The organism is Thalassotalea sp. PS06, from assembly GCF_007197775.1.
GTDB lineage: Bacteria > Pseudomonadota > Gammaproteobacteria > Enterobacterales > Alteromonadaceae > Thalassotalea_A.
On the sequence record NZ_CP041638.1, the window covers coordinates 2960513 to 2980898 of the forward strand.

The 20386-nt window shown below is 40.2% G+C and carries 22 protein-coding genes, 1 tRNA gene and 1 pseudogene; 5 read left to right on the forward strand and 19 right to left on the reverse strand.

Features of this window, described 5'->3' with window-relative positions; all coding sequences use genetic code 11:
- Positions 1 to 498: 498 nt before the first annotated feature.
- Together FNC98_RS13030 and FNC98_RS13035 are read right to left on the reverse strand one after the other, a co-directional pair.
- The gene (locus FNC98_RS13030) at positions 499 to 1305 is read right to left on the reverse strand and encodes a hypothetical protein (protein ID WP_143581648.1); all 807 of its coding nucleotides are present in this window, start codon (positions 1303 to 1305) and stop codon (positions 499 to 501) included.
- 704 nt (positions 1306 to 2009) lie between these two features.
- The gene (locus FNC98_RS13035) at positions 2010 to 3374 is read right to left on the reverse strand and encodes a hypothetical protein (protein ID WP_143581649.1); all 1365 of its coding nucleotides are present in this window, start codon (positions 3372 to 3374) and stop codon (positions 2010 to 2012) included.
- Between the two features lie 277 nt (positions 3375 to 3651).
- On the opposite strand from FNC98_RS13035, the gene FNC98_RS13040 reads away from it, so the two are divergent.
- Positions 3652 to 4251 carry a DUF6988 family protein gene (locus tag FNC98_RS13040; RefSeq protein ID WP_143581650.1) on the forward strand — a complete coding sequence of 200 codons (600 nt, stop codon included), beginning with the start codon at positions 3652 to 3654 and terminating at the stop codon, positions 4249 to 4251.
- A gap of 433 nt (positions 4252 to 4684) precedes the next feature.
- Here the strand turns inward: FNC98_RS13040 and istB are convergent, their stop codons facing one another.
- The 9 genes from istB to FNC98_RS13085 form a co-directional block, all read right to left on the reverse strand.
- A complete protein-coding gene (gene istB, locus FNC98_RS13045; protein WP_143580152.1) occupies positions 4685 to 5437 on the reverse strand; it encodes an IS21-like element helper ATPase IstB in 753 nt (250 codons plus the stop codon).
- A complete protein-coding gene (gene istA, locus FNC98_RS13050; RefSeq protein WP_143580153.1) occupies positions 5427 to 6953 on the reverse strand; it encodes an IS21 family transposase in 1527 nt (508 codons plus the stop codon). The genes istB and istA overlap by 11 nt, the downstream gene beginning before the upstream one ends.
- A gap of 67 nt (positions 6954 to 7020) precedes the next feature.
- A complete protein-coding gene (locus FNC98_RS13055; protein ID WP_260680359.1) occupies positions 7021 to 7755 on the reverse strand; it encodes a type I restriction-modification system subunit M N-terminal domain-containing protein in 735 nt (244 codons plus the stop codon).
- A gap of 251 nt (positions 7756 to 8006) precedes the next feature.
- The gene (locus FNC98_RS13060; RefSeq protein ID WP_143581651.1) at positions 8007 to 8651 is read right to left on the reverse strand and encodes a hypothetical protein; all 645 of its coding nucleotides are present in this window, start codon (positions 8649 to 8651) and stop codon (positions 8007 to 8009) included.
- Positions 8652 to 8661: 10 nt separating this feature from the next.
- Positions 8662 to 9060: a hypothetical protein gene (locus FNC98_RS13065; RefSeq protein ID WP_143581652.1), complete on the reverse strand. Its 399-nt coding sequence runs from the start codon at positions 9058 to 9060 to the stop codon at positions 8662 to 8664.
- A gap of 133 nt (positions 9061 to 9193) precedes the next feature.
- The gene (locus FNC98_RS13070; RefSeq protein WP_143581653.1) at positions 9194 to 9613 is read right to left on the reverse strand and encodes a DUF2787 domain-containing protein; all 420 of its coding nucleotides are present in this window, start codon (positions 9611 to 9613) and stop codon (positions 9194 to 9196) included.
- Positions 9614 to 9644: 31 nt separating this feature from the next.
- The gene (radC, locus tag FNC98_RS13075; protein WP_143581654.1) at positions 9645 to 10103 is read right to left on the reverse strand and encodes a RadC family protein; all 459 of its coding nucleotides are present in this window, start codon (positions 10101 to 10103) and stop codon (positions 9645 to 9647) included.
- A 221-nt stretch (positions 10104 to 10324) separates the two neighbouring features.
- Positions 10325 to 10945, reverse strand: a complete 621-nt coding sequence (locus FNC98_RS13080) for a hypothetical protein (protein ID WP_143581655.1) — start codon at positions 10943 to 10945, stop codon at positions 10325 to 10327.
- Complete coding sequence (locus FNC98_RS13085; protein WP_143581656.1) at positions 10923 to 11582, reverse strand: recombinase family protein; 660 nt, start codon at positions 11580 to 11582, stop codon at positions 10923 to 10925. Before FNC98_RS13085 ends, FNC98_RS13080 begins: the two co-directional genes overlap by 23 nt.
- A 379-nt stretch (positions 11583 to 11961) precedes the next feature.
- Between FNC98_RS13085 and FNC98_RS13090 the strand changes: the two genes are divergently transcribed.
- The 3 genes from FNC98_RS13090 to FNC98_RS13095 are packed head-to-tail and all read left to right on the forward strand — an operon-like array spanning position 11962 to position 12990.
- Positions 11962 to 12102 (forward strand): alpha-amylase, encoded by a 141-nt coding sequence (locus FNC98_RS13090; RefSeq protein ID WP_143581657.1) that lies wholly within the window; start codon positions 11962 to 11964, stop codon positions 12100 to 12102.
- Positions 12103 to 12112: 10 nt separating this feature from the next.
- Positions 12113 to 12250, forward strand: coding sequence for a hypothetical protein (locus FNC98_RS16825; RefSeq protein ID WP_185967969.1), 138 nt, complete (start codon positions 12113 to 12115; stop codon positions 12248 to 12250).
- Between the two features lie 50 nt (positions 12251 to 12300).
- Positions 12301 to 12990 (forward strand): hypothetical protein, encoded by a 690-nt coding sequence (locus FNC98_RS13095; protein ID WP_143581658.1) that lies wholly within the window; start codon positions 12301 to 12303, stop codon positions 12988 to 12990.
- A gap of 421 nt (positions 12991 to 13411) precedes the next feature.
- On the opposite strand, the gene FNC98_RS16830 is transcribed toward FNC98_RS13095, so the two are convergent.
- From FNC98_RS16830 to FNC98_RS13110, 4 genes are all read right to left on the reverse strand, one after another.
- Positions 13412 to 13555, reverse strand: a complete 144-nt coding sequence (locus FNC98_RS16830; protein WP_185967970.1) for a hypothetical protein — start codon at positions 13553 to 13555, stop codon at positions 13412 to 13414.
- A 109-nt stretch (positions 13556 to 13664) separates the two neighbouring features.
- Entirely contained in the window at positions 13665 to 14012 is a 348-nt protein-coding gene (locus tag FNC98_RS13100) for a hypothetical protein (RefSeq protein WP_143581659.1), read from the reverse strand.
- Between the two features lie 153 nt (positions 14013 to 14165).
- Positions 14166 to 15188, reverse strand: a complete 1023-nt coding sequence (locus FNC98_RS13105) for a hypothetical protein (RefSeq protein WP_143581660.1) — start codon at positions 15186 to 15188, stop codon at positions 14166 to 14168.
- Between the two features lie 280 nt (positions 15189 to 15468).
- On the reverse strand, positions 15469 to 16872 hold the full coding sequence (locus tag FNC98_RS13110; protein WP_143581661.1) for a VapE domain-containing protein: 1404 nt from the start codon (positions 16870 to 16872) through the stop codon (positions 15469 to 15471).
- Between the two features lie 452 nt (positions 16873 to 17324).
- On the opposite strand from FNC98_RS13110, the gene FNC98_RS13115 reads away from it, so the two are divergent.
- Positions 17325 to 17765 (forward strand): hypothetical protein, encoded by a 441-nt coding sequence (locus FNC98_RS13115; RefSeq protein WP_143581662.1) that lies wholly within the window; start codon positions 17325 to 17327, stop codon positions 17763 to 17765.
- On the opposite strand, the gene FNC98_RS13120 is transcribed toward FNC98_RS13115, so the two are convergent.
- The 4 genes and pseudogenes from FNC98_RS13120 to FNC98_RS13140 all read right to left on the reverse strand — a co-directional run bounded on the left by FNC98_RS13120 (position 17766) and on the right by FNC98_RS13140 (position 20363).
- Positions 17766 to 18209, reverse strand: a complete 444-nt coding sequence (locus FNC98_RS13120; RefSeq protein WP_143581663.1) for a hypothetical protein — start codon at positions 18207 to 18209, stop codon at positions 17766 to 17768.
- Positions 18210 to 18369: 160 nt separating this feature from the next.
- Positions 18370 to 19436: pseudogene (locus tag FNC98_RS13130) on the reverse strand (tyrosine-type recombinase/integrase).
- A gap of 136 nt (positions 19437 to 19572) precedes the next feature.
- Positions 19573 to 19659 (reverse strand) — tRNA-Leu (locus FNC98_RS13135).
- A gap of 176 nt (positions 19660 to 19835) precedes the next feature.
- Positions 19836 to 20363 (reverse strand): RDD family protein, encoded by a 528-nt coding sequence (locus FNC98_RS13140; RefSeq protein ID WP_260680360.1) that lies wholly within the window; start codon positions 20361 to 20363, stop codon positions 19836 to 19838.
- Positions 20364 to 20386 lie beyond the last annotated feature (23 nt).

The window sequence follows — 20386 nt, forward strand, 5'->3', positions numbered from 1 at the left end:
TGGTACCGGAAGCCGGACTTGAACCGGCACGCCCGCAAAGGCAACGGATTTTGAATCCGATCATAGGTATCGTGTAAAACAACGCTTGACACTAAAACACTTCAAAGCGTTATTGCTAGGGCATCTTAAACGGATGTAAACTCCGTTGCAACATTAAAAACTGTTATAAGCCTTTTAATTCACCCCCTTTTTTGCCCCTATTTTTTGGTGGTAGCCTAGCGCCAATTTCAGTGATATTTCCTACAAATAAAACATCACGCAACCAGCCAAGTCACAAAGAAAATTACCTATTGAGCCTTACCACACTGCGCAACCAATAAGATGGGTTACTAACGAACATAGAAGTGTTAAGGGAATAGGCATCAAAATAGGAGGGATAGCAAAATAAATAAAATATACGCCAACTTTTTTAGTGGCTTTGATGCCTTGATACTAGGCCTGTGGTCTATTACGACTTTAACCTTTATTGTTTACCATTTCACCGCTTAGGGCGCTAGGTTAAGTGACTTGTTCATTAACACCTTGGTTTTGAGTATTTTCGGGGACCACCGACCATCCTTTATGCTCAACCAAAGTTTTTGATAGCTTAAGCGCGAAGGCTAATATCAACACAAAAGGCCAAAAAAATACGACAAAACTTTTAATCCAATCAGTTGCCTTCTTTTCGTTTGTATTAATCGTGAAAAGCTTATTTCTGGCTAGTTTATACATTGTATGCATTTCTCCATGAATACTCCCGTAATCCAATGCTTTAGTACGGTCCATTTTCCAAATAAGACTCTTTATCTTTAGCCATAACACTTTTCTACCAACATTTTCTGATTTGGTTAATTTTATTGCCTCTTCTAAATCATCAATTTCATTACTTTGGAATAAATCTGGAAATTCCCTGAACACGTCACAAAGTGCGGACTCTTTATACAAATGACTTTTGCAAACAGTCATAAGCTCCGGGTATTCAGAAGCGTTAAACACTCCAATGGGGCCTGCAAAAATATCTAGTTCTATATCTTTTCTTTCTTCAGTATTATGGGCTGCCAACATTATTGCACCAATAGTAACCATACCATAGTACCAATAGTCTAAAGACTTGATTGAGCCAATTTTCCAGGGCTTTCCAAAATAAAGAATAACAAAAGCTACTGCATACAAAAGTACCGTATAAAGAATTAAGCTCCAGATATAATTGCTGTTCTCCATGAAACTTGTAAACATGGGCGCCAACACTGTTCCTACAGTGACTAAAATAAGCGCGATCCATTCGTGAGGTGTCTGGGTGTGCGACTTGATACTTGGGTTATTCATTATGGTCAAACCACTCTATAATCTAAACATCCGGCCTGTAAACCCTTCTCCCAGAAAGACTAAAGGTCTTCATGATAGGTTTCTTTCTTAAAAAGCTAATATTATAAATCGAAAGCACAGCATTTATATGAAAGGTGATGTTAACTATTCCCTAGAATTTAATAGCACTTAGGGGTCAAGCAAAAATTGTAGTATAACAATCAAATATCGCCATGATATCCACAAAACTTCTCTTATGCTGGAAAAAAATTAAAGGCAATGGGGCAATATTGCTTGGCGAAATTTCATCCATGAATAATTCCGAAGAGCCCGTTAACACTGAAGTGTAGCGAAGCATAGGGCAGTGTGTTCATTATTTATTGTTATGTATGACGAGATACGAGGAATTAGAAAAGATCTGCAAGTAGCTAAGAAACAAGAAGTTAGAACGACAGGAAAAATTCCACCTCAAGTAGACTTATCAGAAATGAAAGATATTGAATAAACTTTATACGTTTTTTAATTTGACCCGTGAGGTTTAATTTAAATAAAGCCTATGCTAGGAACCGAATATCACTTAAGTGCCAAGAATGGTCTATTAGTAATTGCTGACGCATGTGTCACGGGGAGGAGCGTAGTGACGATCCCGTGAACAAGCTTGTTACATTCAAAACAAACCTAGCATTCAAAATTCTTGTTTTCGCTATTCTCTTTTGCGGCAAAGCTTAATCATATTCTTCAATAATATCCAATAGTTCCATCAACTCTTCTTCGGTGAGCGCTCTAAATTCAGTTTTACCGTCTCCTTCTGAGAATTCTGGATCATCTCCATATGACAAGATTAGTTGCTCAAGAAAAAACGTATAATTTTTTACCTTTTTTAGTATTATAATTTCATATTCATAACCATGAACTTTTGCAACTTCCTTTATACGTCTCAATCCTAGTCGTTTACTTGTAACTCCAAGTTTGTATATCTGCTTTCCCTTAAAAAACTGCCCCTTTGCCTCCCATATATAAATGGAATCTGCATCACCAGTCATTCGAGTCATATGTTGGCATATTTCTTCCATAATTCCGCGTGATTGTGCCGCCGCTCTGGCATTGGGTGATTTAAATGTAAATTCAGATCGAGTCAAAAATTTAGCTGCTTCGGCTGCAAGCTCCTCGTTCGTCCAATAATGATAATGGCTCCTATCCATATGGGCTGTACAGGCATCCATTATGTTACGCCTACGTGCCGCTCTTCCAGCAGGGCAAATTTGGAATTCTGAAATTGTGGTATATTTTTTTGCCTCTGTGATGATAGCGTCGTCTGTCCACTTTGTGGCTGACAAAGCTAAACCACATTCCATATGAGCACATGCCTCATCCCATATCCCCATCCGCTTTCCTACATTAAATACACCTGGGTACGCTTTTGTAAATTCGACACGAGTACGAAATTTTTTGGCTTCTTGAAGCATAAGATCCTTTGACCACTGAATTTGCTTATAGCTCATATGCTCAGTAACTTTTTCAAGAATTCCATATTTATTATGAGCAGCATGGTATGCGCCTGGGGCTGCACATTTAAAATCACTTGGATGGCGATATTTTTTTGCTTCTTTCAAGATTGCTTCTGGTGTCCACTTTTTATTCTTTGCTTCTGGACGCGTCATATGAGTACAAACTTCTTCCATAATCCCCATTTTCTGTGCTGCATTCCTGGCGCTGCCAGCCTTCCTTTGAAATTCAGATCTACTTGAATATTTTTTAGCTTCTTTTAATATTGCTTCTTTATTCCACTTAATATTTCGACCAGAATCCATATGACTGCATACACTTTCCATTATTCCTAAGCGTCTAGCTGCTTTAACTGCACCCTTACAAGCTAGATTAAACTCAGATCTCGTTTTATATTTTATGGCTTCCTTTTGGATCAGTTCTTCAGTCCAACGGATATCTTTTTTAAGATGAGCGCATGATGTCTCCAACCAACCATATCGCCATGCTGCTTTGTAAGCTTGTGGATGATAGAGCTTAAATTCACGTCTAGTGCTATACGATTTCGCAAGTTCAGAGATCATTTCCTCCGTCCACTTCTTCATCTCATTCCTTTTATAAGTTCTGATTAAACCAAGTATATTTATTTTTTCTAGGGTTCTCACTCTATGTGAATATAACGCAGATGGAGATAACGTGAAATGCAGGAAAGATTTGCAGCAATGTTTAAGGGAGAGGTAAAGCACACAACATAAACTTTTTCTCGAAAAAGAAAAAACTGGTATTTACTAATCTGAATTGTATGATTAGTTGCTTTTTCTGGCTTATTTTAACCAACTATTATTTGCCACTTAGTGAGGCGTTATACCTCAGGAGAGTTCCGTGAAGTTAGATACAAGTGTTATGGACTATTTCAAAGCTATTTATGATGGTTGTAATACGATTGAGTTTACATACAACAAAAAAAATAGCCTCTATATTCCATTATTTTCTGCCTCTATCGAGCAAAGTATCGCTATTCATGTTTTGGATAAAGAAGAGTTGACTAGCTCTGCGTTTGCTCTTGCTCGCCCGATGGTTGAGAGTTACTTGAGGGCTATGTGGGTAAAACACTGCTTAGATGAATCTGAGATCGAGGAAGGGTGTGAACAGCTTCATTTTCCAAAGAAGTTAGAGGTTTTATTAAGAGAGATCGCGAATGCTGTTGATGAGCGAGATCAGTTCCACAGCCTTAAATCAACTATAGAGCCAATAATGGCTAACATGCATGACTTTACCCATGGAGGTGTTCAAAGTATTGCTCGCCAATATGGCAGTGAAGGCCATCTATCAAGTCCTCATTGTCGCAAAGAAAGGGATGAGCTACTTAAATTAGCGGTCTTAATGTCTTCGTTCTCATTCGAGAGTCTTACTCCCTATATGGAGTGCCCTGATTCGCTAGAAGATGTGATGAAAAGGTCAAACGAGTTGTTGGAGCCATAACAATCGCATCAAGCCGCCAACTGAAAATCGAGGGCTGAGATATCAAAACTGCGCGAATATTATCAATTGCTAAGGGGCACCTATTAACAAAACGGTCATTGCTCCTCGAACTAATTTTAAAATAATTGTCCGATTTGGTTAAACGCCATTCGCGTCAACTGACACGGCTAGTTAAGACTTTTGCATTTTAGAAGCCTTTATATTTAAGCGCCAATACAGCAAGGTTTCAGCACCTAAGTGTTAAGGCTTTCGACCTGTAAATAGTTCACGGTAATTGTCTTTAGTAATCACGGTTACGCCTTTATGCGTTGTAACGATTACCTCGCCAACCGGAGGGTGTTAATTTGCACTTAAAACTGATCCACGATTTGCATTGAAAACTGATCCGCCTAAGTTGGTCTTATTATGACCAATATCTTGAAAATATCTCCAGTTATTTTTCCTTATTTTTTGCAGCCGATGATTCTTTGAATCGATAACTGTCGTTGCCAGTTTCGATGATATGGCAATGATGAGTTAGTCTGTCGAGCAGTGCTGTTGTCATTTTTGCATCACCAAAGACTTTGGCCCACTCAGAAAATGACAAGTTAGTCGTAATGATGATGCTGGTCTTTTCATAGAGCTTGCTTAGAAGATGAAATAGCAGTGCACCGCCATTTTGGCTGAAAGGTACATAGCCAAGCTCATCTAGAACCACCAAATCAACGCTACTAAGCCGATTAGCAATGCGGCCGCTCTTGCCATCTAGCTTTTCCTTTTCAAGCGCATTGATAAGCTCCACAGTCGAGAAGAACCGTACTCTGAGGTGGTGATGCTGTACCGCTTGGACAGCAATGGCCGTTGCCAAGTGCGTCTTGCCTGTGCCTGGGCCACCGATGAATACGATGTTTTGACTGTCTTCGACAAACTCACATCGATGTAAGCCCCGTATCACCGTTTCGTTAACCGCACTGTATTGGAATTCGAAGCCGAATAAGTCTCGATAGGCAGGGAATTTTGCAACTTTCATCTGATAAGCGATTGAACGAACTTCTCGGTCTGCGACCTCGGCTTTTAGCAGGGTTTCGAGAACGGGTAATGCTTGTTTGAACGCTGGTGAACTCTGAATCGATAAATCGTTCACGCTGGCCTTCATGCCATGCAGTTTTAACGTTTTTAAGGTGTTTAATAAGGCTTCAATGTGCATGGCGTTGTCCTTTCAATTGCTCATAGATACTTGTGTCTGCCGTTGGCTCTTGCTCAAGCTGTAACGCTTTTTTGATGGGTAAGGGATCCGGTGTTGGTATGTCCATTAGTCGATGCAGGCAATTGATCACATGCTGTTTTGACGTCAGGCCAACGTTCAGGCTTTGCTCAATGGCTTCTTTAACCAGTTGCTCATCGTGATGCAGCACCAATGACAAGATATCTACCATATCTCGATCACCACCTTCATATCTCAACAGGGTATCCTGAAGGTGCTGGAAGCACTCGGGGAGTTCTTTAAACGGGGCACCGTTACGGAGTGAGCCAGGTTTACGCTGAGCAACAAGCAGGTAGTGACGCCAGTCATAAGTCACAACCCCTTTTGAATTGTGATCTCGGCTGAATTGTCTTACATGCTCTGCGACTTTATTGCCTTCGGCAATAAACAGAATGCGATCAGGGTACACTCGAAGGCTTACTAAGCGATTAGCAAAACTGGCAGGGACACTGTATTTATTGCGTTCAAAGTTCACCAGGCAAGTCGATGACACTTTCTTAGTGTGTTCAATGAATCCATCAAATGGTGCCTGGACCTTCATCAGGTGTTTCCTCTCGTCGAGCCAGACTTGTTCAATCGTCCGGTCACCATAATTTGGATGCGTGGTTGATTGCCACAGTGACATGCATTTTTGCTCAAGCCAGTCATTTAATTCATCGAGCGTTTTGCATTTGGGGGCATCGTGCCAAATGCTTTGACGAGTATCTCTGACCATCTTTTCCACTTGGCCCTTTTCCCAGCCTGCGGCAGGGTTACAAAACTCCGATTCAAACAAATAGTGGCCAACCATGGCTTGAAAGCGACGATTTACATCACGTCTTTTTCCTTTACCAACTCTATCGACAGCGGTTTTCATATTGTCGTAGATACCGCGCTCAGCGGCGCCTTGAAATACGCGAAAGGCATGATTGTGTGCATCGAATAGCATTTCATGAGTCTGAGTCCAGTAGGCACGCAGATAGAACGCTCTGGAATGGGATAACACAAAGTGAGCAACCTGAAGCTTTACCTTGCGAGTACCGACATAAGAATAATTCTCACCCCAGTCAAACTGAAACGCTTCACCTGGTGCAAACACTAATGGGACATAGGCTTTTTTGTTCAGACCGTGAGCCGCAATTTTTTGCTCTTCCCGCCATTGCCGAGCGAATGCCGCAACGCGATCATAAGAGCCACTAAAGCCCAGCTCAACGAGTTCTTTGTGGAGCCTCCTGGCTGATTTTCTTTCTTTGCGCCGACGCTTCGATTCCCGTAGCAACCAGGCAGATAGCAGCTCTTTGTAGCCATCAAGCTTGCTAATCGATGTTCGTTTGGGATACGCAGGTTCAACGCATTCCTTGGCCAGGTATTTTTTAACGGTATTTCTTGAAAGTCCGGTTCTTCTGGCTATTTCACGTTGGGACATCCCCTCCCGAAAATGCCAACGCCGGATAACGCTTAGTAATGACACATCAATCACTCCAATATTTCTCCCGCAATTTGAGTGCGAGAACTAATTAAAGAAGTGGATCAATTTTGGATGCAAATTAGGGGTTGAAGTGGATCAATTTTCGATGCAAATTAACACCACAGGTGGGATCATATACAGACTTCACCGCTCTTTGATTACCATGATCATCTATGGTAACCAACTTAGCTAGGATCTTGCTAACCTGTTGAGGCGTATAAAACTCACCTGCTTTCTTACCAGCACCAGAGGCAAACTGACCAATCAGATACTCATAGGCATCGCCAAGGAGATCAATTTCAGTGTTCTCTATGTGGAAGTCGATATTCTCTAAATGAGCCAGAACATGGCCGATGAGCTTGTTACGTGAATCAGGGTTCTTACCTAGCTTACTTGAATTGAGGTCCAGTTCTTCGAACAAACCGTTAAAGTCATCCGCAGAGTCAGCCGCTGTTGTAGATTGTTCGATATCATTAAGGACACGGCTTAGTTCATCAAGAATAAACTCATGCTTTTCACCGCGTTTTGCCAAGATCGCGAATAACTGGCTTGGCCCAATAAAGTAACCGAGGTTCTCAATGCACTCTTCACGCAAATCCGTGATCAGTTCTTCATCTTCCGCCGCTTGTGAAAAAGTGATGTTATCCTCGAGTAAAAGACCATCACAATAACGGTTTAGTTTATCTGACAAGTATTTATAGAATATAAGACCAAGAATATAATCACGAAAATCGTCGGCTGACATATTACCACGAAGGGTGTTTGCGATGTTCCAAAGCTGTTTTTGCAGCTCTTGCTGGTGTTGTTGAACCATAAAAATCCTGAAGAAAGAGTGGAAAAATTAAAGCAGGAAAGTATCAGAAAAGAATGAACCTGGCTGCAAATATGCCAGTACCAATTTGTTCGATAAATCCATTTATTACCTTTTATATCAAGTGATGCTACCACAATATAAGGAACAGTGTGAACAGCTGTTTAAGGTGGCAAAAGCATTTCCCTATTACAGCTGTTCTATAGAGGTTGCCAAAGCTTAGCAGCCTCAATTAAATAGCCAGTTCCATACTGTTAGCTGAAAAAGCTGCTAAACATTTCTTTCCCTTTTTTCGATAAGTCTTTAGCTTTTTCCGTCGTCTCTTTCAGAGCCTTCGATGCCAAGTCTTTTGAATCGTTCTTCAATATTACAAAATCGACATCATTTTCATAAAACTCTATCGCTTTTTTGTCGTTTCGATCCAATTCGAGTTTATCAAAGTGAAACTCCACAATCGCTTCTTTTAGCTCTTCAAATGAGACACCACGGCGATATAACTCTTCGAATATCGATAACGATATTTGAGTGCCATTCTTAGCAATAAACTTTGCCGCTTTTTGCTCATTATTGTCGAGAAGTTGATCTTTGGCGTGTGCCAAAGCAGGATTAAAAATATATGATGCAGTTTTAAGTGCACTGGCTGCTGTTGACACTTCTCTTTCAGCAATAGCTTTGACTGTCATAAAAGCCTGAGGGATTTGTTTTTCGGGAATGGCTACATGCTGCCATATATCTTGATCAAATTTTTGACAAATATGCTTTAAAAATTTAGTGGGTAAAGTAACCATTTGAAAGTAAGCATCGTGCCGACTTATGGTTTTCGATTCAATTAATGAGTCTGCTATTTTGGTGAAAGCCAAAGCGGTTCTGGCTTTAATATCCTTTACATTTACATCCATGAGAATTTCCTTATACAAAATTAGTAATTGTTTCCACTAGCGCGTCTGGATCTAAATCGATATCTCCAAGAATAGTACCTCCCATGTTTATGGCTTCGATGCCGCCAGATGCATCAAATGCAGTAGTCATATCACCAAATTGGGAAACAAAACCGTCGTAAGAACCCGTTCCGTCGAATATAGCAATGTTGTCTCCAAATGCTTGAGTGTGCCCCAGGTGTTCACCAGAAGAGGAGAGCATATCTTCACCACCTAGAATATTTTCACGCGTGCTTCCAGCCATGCTTCCTGTGGCATCGAAGACATTATTACCACCTAGTATATTTGGCTGGGTTGATCCTTTAAAAATACCGTCTAGAAAGATATCTTCGCCGCCAAATACGTTATCCAGTTTATTTACAAATGCCATATATAGTCCTTTATTTATTATTGTTGATACATCTAGACCAGAACCAAAGTGTTCTAAAGTTGACTCTGGCCTTTGTTTAAGATACTACTTAAACGCGAATAAACAGTAAATTAAAGTTTTAAATTACAGGTGCTTAATCAAATGTCACGGATACAGTAAATACGTTCATTTCAATATAATTTATAAAGTTGGATAGAAATAAACTGATAAGCTCTGTTGCCGCTTCCCCTTGCAAACAACCACTGTAGATCGTGCCAATCTGCCCACTTAGAAAACATACATCTATTTCTTTAACGAGCTCAGGATAAGGTTCTCCGTGATAACTAAAATCCGTTATATATTCGAATTGCCACAGGTTGTCAGAATTTACTAATCGAATTTCAACAGGGTGAAACCCGCCATGACTGCTTGAGTAGTTTTCATCTCTAAAATTGAATGTAATAGCACTAACATCTGGCTCAATTTTATCGATTTTCGATATTTCACTGTTAAGTATTGCAATTAGTTTTTCAGGCACAGCAAATCGCTGGCCATGGTTAAAGGTCAGTTTCATAGTAGTTCCTTGAATTTGAAGGGGTGGTTAACTAAAGCAATCCACTTTCGGCAAATGAGAGTGATTCTTTAGCGATAATAATGTGATCCAGTACCTTAATATCAATTAAAGCCAGGCCTTTAATGATACGTTGGGTGATTTGCTTGTCAGCAAGTGATGGTTCGGATATTCCGGATGGGTGATTATGGGCTAACACAACGGCAGCTGCATTCTTTAGAAGCGCTCGTTTAGCTACTTCTCTAGGGTAAACTGTTGCTGCATCAATAGTGCCTGTGAACATCTCTTTGTATTCGATAAGCGAATGTTGATTATCAAGAAACATTACCGCAAACACTTCATGATCTTTTGTACCAAGTCGGCACTTTAAATAGTCTTTAGCGTCACTCGAACTTGTAAATAATGGTCCATCTGCAAATCGTTTTTCAATTATTTCTATTGCTTTACTGATGACTTGTTCGTCCGTCACGGAGACTTTATTTACATAAGCCATCGCCCCTCCTTAAGCGTCCAGTTTTTGTATTAAATAATCCAAAGCTTGGTTTATCAGCCAGGATAAACTAGCAAAGACACTTGCAATCTTCGCTACGGATTCAGCCAAATAAATAATTATTGGTGATAAGAAATCGAGCATACGTTTAATGCATGAGAGTATTTGCATGATATTTACCTCTGAATTATCCGAAGGGTGGCCGAACCTTCGGGCGATGTTGATTATGCGGTTATGCGACGAGCGAAAATATCTTTAATCCATAAAACGAAGTGTTTACCTCGTTCTATCACTGCGTCTTTTGCACTCATGACTTTATTAATTGCGACTTTGCCATACGTCGTAAAAGTAGCGAACATCCCTCCGCTTTTAAGAGCAGCTAAAGCGACCAAAAGACTAGCATTAGCTTTAGTCAAATATGCCGCGCCTAGTGCGAAAGCGGTCGCTCCAAGAATTTTGACCTTATCTATATGACCAGCAATAAACGACTTTATACGGTTGTACATCGAGATGACACTTTCCATTAGGCTTTCACGAAATGATTTTTGATTCTGGTTGTAGCTACTTTCTTGGTTATTTTCGTTATTACGGTTAGATTGGTCATTATTTTTCATAAGATTCTCCTGTTGTTCTACTAACTTACTTATTTGTTGAACTTCTTTGTAAAAAGGCATCACTGCTGCAGGTACTACGCCAGCATTACCTATGGCTTCGTCCAGTAATACAATAAACTTGGTAATATCAACTCGATAAAGCTGCCGTAAATCTTTAGCGCTAAAACGTTCATTGTTTGCAGCGACGAAATCTACGATCTGTTTAAAGTTAATCGGTCTTTCTTGTTTCATGATTTAGTTCCTGTTTTAGTTCTTTGGAAACAGCAGCAATAGTCATTCTGCTGGCGCCGGTTATTTGTTGAATCTGCGTGTACGAGTGCGAGGTTTGTAGTAGCTTCTTTATTGAAAGCCACAAAGTCTTATTTCTTTTTCGGCCCTGGTACTTGCTTGGGTCCGAAGCTTTTGCCCGGGCGATCCCTTCCAGTGTTCGCTTGCGACGCAAGTCATAATCTTTTCTAGCCGTTGCTGCTAATATATCGAGCAGCATGTTATTTACCGCTTTGAGAACAGCTCCAACGAATTCATCGTGTTGATTTTGTTGGCGCAGAGCGACATGACTCGTGGGGAGATCCAGTGATACAACAGATACACCTTTAGCTTGAATGCTTCGCTTGAGCTGCTGCCAATCATCACTATTTAGACGACTAATTCGATCGACTGACTCAATCAATATGATGTCACCAGGTAATACTTCAGAAAGCATTCTGTTTAGTTCTGGCCTTTCCAGGCTTGTCCCTGTGAACTTTTCGAAATAATAAGAAGCTATGGTTTGATTAAAGCTATTCGCAAACTCCAATATTTCTTTCTTAGCCCTTAACACGTCTTGCTCCTCTGTACTGACGCGCAAATAGGCACGGATAAACCCCATGAGCGATCCTCCTGGTATGATTTGGGTAATTAAATCGAACTAGTAAAGTTAGGGTGTGGCTTGGTACTAAAATGTACCTGCAGGGGGGGTAAGGGTATGGTATACCCTTAGTAGACCAGTAATTTAGGCATTAAAAAAGCTCGCCGAAGCAAGCTTTTTGTATACATGTTACTTATAACAAGAATAATGATTAATGTTTACAACCCTAGTCATTCGCCGCTAAATACTGCTCAATTTCTTCTTTCTTTCTATAAATTGGTTGCTTATATACTCCTATCACTAACTTTCACTGTTTTTCACTAAACATTCACCGTTTCATCACTTCCGACAATTTTCCTATCGTCCTAAGATAACTCTGACGCAACAAAAGGAGAACGTCATGAGTAACAACAATCACAAAGCAAACCAAAAAAACTCGAACCCTAAAACACCAGGTACCAACCCTGCTTATCAAAAAGCACAAGACAACCGAAGTAACCAATTAAACCCTAACAACAAGCTATACAAAGGTAACAAGTAAGGAGAGCAATATGCCGAACACTTCAGATATGTCACAAGACGAGTTAGACGTATGGTCTGATATAAACAACCCAAATAATGATGCTGATATGGACGATTGGGCTGACTGCCACAATCCCAATAACGATGACTATTTAGGGGATGAATAAAAGTAGCAGCTGGTAGATAATGCGTTATCTACCAGCTAAAGGATTAACTAGTGAATAAGAAAACAGAAGGGCCCAAGTGCAAAGATACTAAACGACTTGTTAAGCTCGCATCTGAGAGTGGAATGACAAACGCTGAGATAGCAGTAAAAGCAGGATTAAAGGCTACATCGATTTCTCTGGTGACTCGTTGGAAACAAGGAAAAACCTTAGCAACTGAACGTCAAATGGCTTATTTTCGTAAAGAGTTTGGTGAACTATTACGCCGTCAATCTGAGAATCTTATTTCAATGGACAATGAGGGCGGAATTCGTTTCGTAAAACTAAATGGCGATGTTTTTCTAAAACACACTGTCCGCCTCCCAGTAAGCGTTGAAAGACGAAGCTCTCATATATCCCTTGCTCGGCTTGTAGCTTTGCAAAATAACGACGTATTTCATCTACTAATACAATATAGAAAAGGCTTCAACCCACAAGAGCAACGACATTCAATACGGTTAGATGATTTAGCTCATTGTGATCTTGAAGATGCAAATTGGCTAACATTCAGGTTAATGCGTAACTTAACAGGGTATCAACTAATCGAAAATATTGATCTTTTCGCAAACGACATGCGAGCTCATAAGCTTCACCCTTCTGAGACATTTGAATTTTCAGCGCAAGAAATTCAATATTCAGTTAGAAAAAAGCTATTACATGAAGGCATGCAAGCAGAAGATATTTTTGACTTTACCCGCGAATAATAGATAATCAATTGAAACCCAAAGCCAGTAAGGGGTTAACCCCCATTAATAGTTGGAATCAACAACTAAATTTAAATGTAAGCTTTGCAATGCCACCTCATCTTAACAATGAGGTCGCATAATACATTTCGGTACTATGTGATTTGCCAACGGCTAGGTGAACGGTACGCCAAGTAGCTGAAAAAATCCTTAGTAAACAGGGATTGGGGTGGGTAAAGCCAAACCATGTTTCGACTTGAAGCATCGTTTGGCTTTTTTATCAGTGATATAAAGTTGATTGGGTTACATGGTTACATATACTGCAGCCCATAAAATATAGCTGTTCCAACCTTTGAAACGTAACCTTTATTGATATCACTTTTCAAACTGAGTTAGCAAAAAAATGGGCCACCACATAATGACGACCCATGATTGCTTTTAATTAAGTATCTTTTCGCTTCTTCCTGCCGCGGTATTTAAACCATCTGCATTCAAACTCAACATCATCGAAATCCATTATTACAGTCAGTGTTATAACTGCTGCAGCTGTAATGGTAGCAATACCTAAAATTTTTTGTGTATCCATAAGTTTCTCCATTAGTAGTTGGTGCGGCTCTTAACCGCTTGTACAATCTAATGGGTCCCCACTAACAGATCCTTACAGTCACACCAAAATATAGGCAACAATCAGTAGATTACAAGGGAGCATTTTGAGTAACTAAAATATCGTACTTATTAAGCAAACTTATATCTTTCCCATGTTTTTGAATAAGCTTACTTTTCAAATACCCCCACTTCCCTGCTATCGATTTTTGTGGGATTTTCAAATCCCTCATCACCTTAAACCAGTCAGAAATTAAGGCAATGTCATTACCAGATTTAAGCAATTTCTGCAGCGTTTGATACTTTTTAAAGTCAGAGTTTTTAACATAATGGTCTTTATTTCCGGAAATAGGAAAGTTAACAAGCGATTCTTCTGACCTGATAGCAATGCTATCAGACAAAGAAGGGCGCTTTGCTTTACTGGCAGGGGCAGAGTACACTCACCTGCTTCTTTGTGATACCAGTGATAGCTTGTTGAATTTCGGTTTCGTTTAGGTAAAACCACACCACCACACTCTGGGCAAGTGCCATATTGCCCAGGCTTAGCTTGAACCAACTTTTTGTTTACAAGTGCATGTTCCATATTACAGCCCTCACGTCTTCGCTATTTGAGCACTTTCAAACTGGGCATATAGGTAATCATCAGTTGAGTAAACACCATCCTTGTCGATATGCGATGACCTGCTAACCGCGTCACGTAGTCTATCCACACACCAATCAACATCTTCATCGACACCTTTAGCCTCGCATGCCCATTTGTATGCTGAGCAGGCGGCTAGAATGGGTATATGTAAACGGCCTGAATGCTCAATTTGCCACTCTTTTTTATAAAAGGCGTTCATTGGGTTTCCTTTGCTAAGCAACACCTCTGGTACTTCAGTATTTAGTGGTTGTCTTATTTTCAGTTGCTGTTCCGGAATAACAAGACTTACTGTTTGCTCTGACTTGGTAACTAAGCCTGAACGCGTTAAGTCTGCTAAGGGGTCCTCGACACCATCAAATATTGGTGCCTGAATGTAGTTGACCTGAACAGGTCTAAATACCGCATCATCGATTAGTAACTGCTGTTCGTCAGGCAAATGTGAATACCAGCGCTTAAATTCACTGTTATCGAATGGCATTGTCGACATAAACCAAAGGTGTAGCCGAATACCTGGCTTCATGCCTACTGAGCTACTGTATTGGTAAAAGTAACTAGCTTTATGAAAAGGGGTTGGCAGTTTCTCAATTATATATTCAGGCCACTGCTCAATAGCCATACTTTCTGGTGCTTCCACGCCATCCACATCAATGTGAATTATCTTATTGGCAGCATCGGTAAAAAGCGATTCATCGCCTCTTACTTTGCGCTGTACTTGCTCTGCTGAAGTACCTTGTTTTAGCTTACCTCTAATGACACAAGTTTGCGGTTGACGTTGCAAATCAGTTAAAGCTTTAGCTAACTCTTCAATGTTAGGTATATCAAACTGCTTAACATCGAATTTGTATGCATTTGGGTAAGGCTTAGTACCATCTTTAGTAAATATCTTAGTCATTGGTACTGCTGGTGATACTGCCTTTAATATCGTTAACGTAGCAGGTTCATTAAACTCTGCCATTAGTTTCTCTATATCCATTAGTTTTGCTCCTTCTGGTGTAGAGTTATAATAAAAAGTGCATAGTTGGCGTAGGGTTCAAGTTAAACCCTACACTTGAAAACGATAACTATGCGTTGGAGAAATAGTGAATGGTGTATAGATGTAGGGTTACTTTAAAAGTCAGCAATGCAAAACCTATATGGAACAACAACTTAAGGCATTCGACTATGCACACTATACACCTTTGCAAAAACACTAGTGCCGAGTTAGTAAAAGTGATGTAGGGTCTAAAACATGACCATACACCACCATACACCCTTTAGACTATGTAACCACCGTGGTCTATGTTTTCGAATGAAGCAACATTCACATCCACGTCCCTCACTGTTGCAGACCTAATTCTTGGCTCTGGCGTCAACCGATTGTAAACATTGCCAGAATTCTTCCGCTTCTTTTCAATTTTGTTACTGAGAAACTTAGCCACTTTGTTGCTAAATGTTGTGTGGGTTAATTGCAAGTGTTTAGAGTGTTCACGCCAGGTATCAAATTGCTCAAATAAGTTCGCCGCTTTAACATCTTTTCCGAAGTGGCCGTACTCGTACATCTCATCCCACCAGACCTCGACCACATCTCGTTTACGCTGCTCACTTTGGCTTTCTATTAATGTAGAGCGTTCTTCTTTACTCGGTTGCCAATTTATATCAACCGATTGCCAAAGCTTTACAAAATCGGTTTTGCCTATTGCTTCGACATAGCCGCTTGAAGGTACATCTATCTGGAAAAATCGTCGCGCACCTGTAGTATCAGGTATCACTTCATGTATAGGGTCATTGCTACTGCAAATAATAGTGGTTATTTTTCTGATAAAGTGCTGTTCTTCACTGCGCATTTTTCTCGGATTTAGTATGTCTGTTGTCGCAAAGTTTTTAAGGTTTGCCATATCTCGCTCGGCAACTTTACTGATGTCATCCATGTCAGATATAAGCATCAAGCCATACTTCTTTTGGTTAAACTCATCCATCAAAGACGATACCTTGTCAGTAGCTCCTAGCTCACCGAATGGTTTTCTTAGCTCTCGACAAATAAACGTCTTACCAACGCCTTGCCCGCCATAGAAAACCGGATAAGGAACCTGTACTGAAACATCAACCTCGATCTTCGTAGCCAAGTCACTTAACCGACGCTTCGTATCCGACATCCACCACTTTATTGCTATCGTCTCTGCTTTTGATAGTCCCAAATCGCTAAAAAACTGATTAACTAGTTCATCATCAGGCTCTCCTTTTAACTTTCCCCAGGTGTCGTTTACCACTTCTTTATAAACACTTCGTTTAATACTACGAAGCGCATTTTCAACACCTGTTCGGTAATACTCACCTTTAACACCGTTGTTTTGGCACCACTCAATATAGTCATCGAGAACCTCTTCTACATTCGAAGGTTTACCGCCTTTAGAGTAGGAAGATATGTTAATACCGACTTTAGTGTCTTCTATATACCGTTCCAATACAGACTTTGTTGTGCGTAAGTCGGATAGACTTGCTTTGGCTGAACTTTGTGTAGCCGGAATATCACTGTACGCTAGCTGATATAGCTGCTCACCCGAAAATGTTTTTAGCGTATCCTCAGGTAACGAGGTAAACGCTTCAAATTGCGCTTGTAAAAAAGCCGGCGGTAATGTGCTGAATTGTTCTGGTGTTAAATTACTGTTTGTCGCTTCCATGTGAACATCCTTCTTGGTTCGTTTCTTGATTAATTACTTCATTAATGCAATCGCGAACAACGCGTACTGCTGATTTTTTCTCTTGCTGAGACTTATTCATGATGAAAGTGAATTCGTCTTCACTAAACTGTATCTTCATCGTTTTTATGTTTCCTTTTGATAATTTGTATTGCGCGAGTAGTTAACTTGTTTAAAGCCATGAATGCACTCACAGTCGCAGGGGAATAGCCCATAACTATTAGGGCTAGGATCATGTTGTTGCGTTTCTTTTTGTCCATTAATTGGCACCTCCTAAATTTATTTTAAGGTGATGCGAAAAAAGGCGACGATGAATGCACTATCACTCCAGGTAAAACGTTGATTTTTAGAGGGTTAGAGTGCGAAAAACAAATTCCAAAACAGTTGCTTTAGGGGTATGCTAATCAAGTGATTGAGATTATATGAGGTGACAATTGGCGGACATTACATCACTAGCAGCTGCGCTAGGTAGCCTAAAGAGTGCTACAGAATTGGCGAAGATTATAAAGAATAGTGGAGCATCGCTAGAGCAAGCGGAAATCAAACTTCAAATGGCTGATTTAATCGGTGCACTAGCTGATACCAAAATTGACTTAGCAGAAGTTCAGCAGATTTTAATAAGTAAAGACGAAGAGATAGCGAAGCTGACTACTAAATTAAATACAAGGAAGTCAGTTATATGGGAGAAGCCTTATTATTTCGTACTCAAAAATAATGACGAAAGAGATGGTCCATTTTGCCAGCAATGTTATGACAATGACGAAAAGTTAATACGATTACAGGGTGGGGGTAGCAACCTTTGGGGTTGCACATCATGCAAGAACAAATATAAGGACAAAAATTATAAATCACCACAACCTATTAGATTCGCATAGTTACAACAAGTCAGCGAATGCTGGGTACTGGTGATAAGCCCACTCAATACAATCACCTTTCGGCACCCAAAGCACATCTTCGCCGTCAATAATACTGCGCTTGTAATAGATGGTTTCATCAATAAAGTCATTTATTGCATCAGGGCTGATATAGACTAAATTCTCACAGAATCGCTCTATCTGTAATAGGTCGTAACGTCCTAAGCGATCGATTCTAAAGTTTTCAGCATAACCATCCACTTCGATATATCGATGGCGTGCAACCTCGGTAGAGCGGTCACCACTTTGCCAATTGTGTAGAACATTTGGGCGTTGCGTTTTCTTGGTTACAGGTTCGCTGTATGAATAAGTAGGTGTATTAGGGTGAATATCAGCTACGACTTTTAATAGTTCCCATAGCTCTTTGCACCACTTTAAGATATTTTTTAAGAATTTTATCAACATTTACCACCTCGTTTAGAGAATTTAGAACCAAGGTCTTACTTTTCTTATAACGAATATATTGAAAAATATTGAGAAGAATGGGGCGTAACTGTGTAACCACAAAAAAGGCCACACAGATAATGCACCTTTGTTTGGGTTGCTTTCCTGCTCCACCGATTAATTAATAGACATCGCCAAAGACTTTGTTAACGAGTTTAGTTTTATGAGAACTACTCAAGTGAGCGTATCTTTTAGTCGTTTCGAAGCTTTTATGGCCTAGAATGTCAGCGATTTCTATCAAACTAGCACCATTCATTGCTAGATAACTTGCGGCAGTATGTCTTAAATCATGAAACCTAAAATTCGTAATTTTTGCATCACTTAACGCTTTATACCAACATTTGTCGATGTTACTCGATATGAGCTTTTTCTTATCTGATGTAAATATCAGATCACTAAGGTGACCTTGTTTGCAACTTAATAGTTGCACAACGGGCTTAGAGAGTGGTATTACTCGCCTCTCATTATTTTTGTATTCTCAAGATAAGCAAAATTGTGTGTATAGTCGATATCACACCACTTCAAACCTAAAAGCTCTCCTTTTCTGGCTCCTGATGTCAGCGCCATTAAGACAAGCAGGTAAAGCTTTGACCATTCGGACGCTTGGCAGGATGCCAAAAGTCGAGTAATTTCTTCAGTATTTAAATACCGCAACCTAGGCTTGGAGGCTTTATATGATTTGATTCTGTGACAAGGATTAATATCGATATAGCCTTTGTCCACTCCGTAACTTAAAACAGACGAAAGGGCAGCCTTATAGCGGTTTATTGTGGAGTGACTTAGCTTCTTACTTGTGAATACAGTTTTTTTCGTTTTATTAGATCCCGAATATTTACATGCATTAGTCTTAGACAATACATCCAGACCGTTTCGGATATGTAGGGTCGATATATCAACCAGTAGTTTAGTGCCTATATGCTTTGACCAAAAAGCTAATCGCTGAACCATTGAAGCATCCTTGCCTTCCCATTGTTCAAGGTATTCGACTATTAAATCTTGAAGTTGAATTTTATTACCTTGCAATAAGTATGCTTCAGTTTTTTCAATATCGAGTTCAAGCCTTTTCGCCCACTCTTGAGCTAGCTTTTTCTGAGAGAAGTTTTTAGATTTCTGTTTGCCGAACGGCAGTTTGATTATCGCCTTGTATGATATACCAGACTTGTTTTGGATTTTCCGAATTGTCGCCATTGTAACTCCACCTTAATTAACAAGGACTAATCAAAGTGCCCAAATTGGTGCCCTTAACTAGCTAATCAGATGCAGCAATAACGATTTTTCAAACCCCAAAAACTAAAAAACCTGCTAAAAATCAGCAGGTTAATTATGGTACCGGAAGCCGGACTTGAACCGGCACGCCCGCAAAGGCAACGGATTTTGAATCCGTCGTGTCTACCAATTCCACCACTCCGGCAACACGTGCATCAACATCGTTGGTTGATGGGAGGCATTATACGAAAGAATAACACCTTCGCAAGTGTTTTCTTTGCCTTTAGGTTTGTCTGTGCAAGAAATATACGACTGAAGACGGTTATCAAACTTAGATTCCGGTCTACACCGGAAAGACGCATGTATTTAACCGTTCTGTAATTACTTAACCGTTGGCAAAACCACGACTTCGGTATCTGAGTATCTGTCTTGCAGGGCAAGCTTGTTTTTGCGATCAAAAATGACCAGTAAATTACCCAGGCCTAGTAAGGTAAATATCAGGCGCTTGATACCCGTGGTTTTCGAGATTAGCGAACCATCACGGTTTTGTACCCGTAATCGCCAGGCGCGCATGCCAATGGTCTGGCCGCTTCTGGCCCAGAAATAGATAAAGAAAAAGCTTACCCAGCCAAGATTCCAAAGGTAAATCAGTAACGACCAAATCAGGGAATGTTGCTGCACATCGATTGGGTGGCTATACCCTTGGCTATCAATCACTCCTGCGGAAACCAATGCGCCAAAAATACCAAAAGATACAGCACCGGCACACATGTACACGGCAATGGCGATTAACACATCATAAACCCAGGAACCAAAACGGCGTCTAAAGCCTGCCCGGGGATGACCTGACTGGCTCATGTAGGAAACCTGATTAGTTGCTGAATTGTCGTTTGCCGTTTGGTTTACCACGTTGGATTGCTCTGCAATAAAAA

Excerpts from the sequence above, each read along its gene's own strand:
- FNC98_RS13030 (WP_143581648.1), bottom strand. The coding sequence starts at position 1,305 with ATGAATAACCCAAGTATCAAGTCGCACACCCAGACACCTCACGAATGG.
- FNC98_RS13035 (WP_143581649.1), bottom strand. The coding sequence starts at position 3,374 with ATGAAGAAGTGGACGGAGGAAATGATCTCTGAACTTGCGAAATCGTAT.
- istB (WP_143580152.1), bottom strand. The coding sequence starts at position 5,437 with ATGCACATTGAAGCCTTATTAAACACCTTAAAAACGTTAAAACTGCAT.
- FNC98_RS13055 (WP_260680359.1), bottom strand. The coding sequence starts at position 7,755 with ATGGTTCAACAACACCAGCAAGAGCTGCAAAAACAGCTTTGGAACATC.
- FNC98_RS13060 (WP_143581651.1), bottom strand. The coding sequence starts at position 8,651 with ATGGATGTAAATGTAAAGGATATTAAAGCCAGAACCGCTTTGGCTTTC.
- FNC98_RS13065 (WP_143581652.1), bottom strand. The coding sequence starts at position 9,060 with ATGGCATTTGTAAATAAACTGGATAACGTATTTGGCGGCGAAGATATC.
- FNC98_RS13070 (WP_143581653.1), bottom strand. The coding sequence starts at position 9,613 with ATGAAACTGACCTTTAACCATGGCCAGCGATTTGCTGTGCCTGAAAAA.
- radC (WP_143581654.1), bottom strand. The coding sequence starts at position 10,103 with ATGGCTTATGTAAATAAAGTCTCCGTGACGGACGAACAAGTCATCAGT.
- FNC98_RS13080 (WP_143581655.1), bottom strand. The coding sequence starts at position 10,945 with ATGAAACAAGAAAGACCGATTAACTTTAAACAGATCGTAGATTTCGTC.
- FNC98_RS13085 (WP_143581656.1), bottom strand. The coding sequence starts at position 11,582 with ATGGGGTTTATCCGTGCCTATTTGCGCGTCAGTACAGAGGAGCAAGAC.
- FNC98_RS13090 (WP_143581657.1), top strand. The coding sequence starts at position 11,962 with ATGAGTAACAACAATCACAAAGCAAACCAAAAAAACTCGAACCCTAAA.
- FNC98_RS16825 (WP_185967969.1), top strand. The coding sequence starts at position 12,113 with ATGCCGAACACTTCAGATATGTCACAAGACGAGTTAGACGTATGGTCT.
- FNC98_RS16830 (WP_185967970.1), bottom strand. The coding sequence starts at position 13,555 with ATGGATACACAAAAAATTTTAGGTATTGCTACCATTACAGCTGCAGCA.
- FNC98_RS13105 (WP_143581660.1), bottom strand. The coding sequence starts at position 15,188 with ATGGATATAGAGAAACTAATGGCAGAGTTTAATGAACCTGCTACGTTA.
- FNC98_RS13110 (WP_143581661.1), bottom strand. The coding sequence starts at position 16,872 with ATGGAAGCGACAAACAGTAATTTAACACCAGAACAATTCAGCACATTA.
- FNC98_RS13120 (WP_143581663.1), bottom strand. The coding sequence starts at position 18,209 with ATGTTGATAAAATTCTTAAAAAATATCTTAAAGTGGTGCAAAGAGCTA.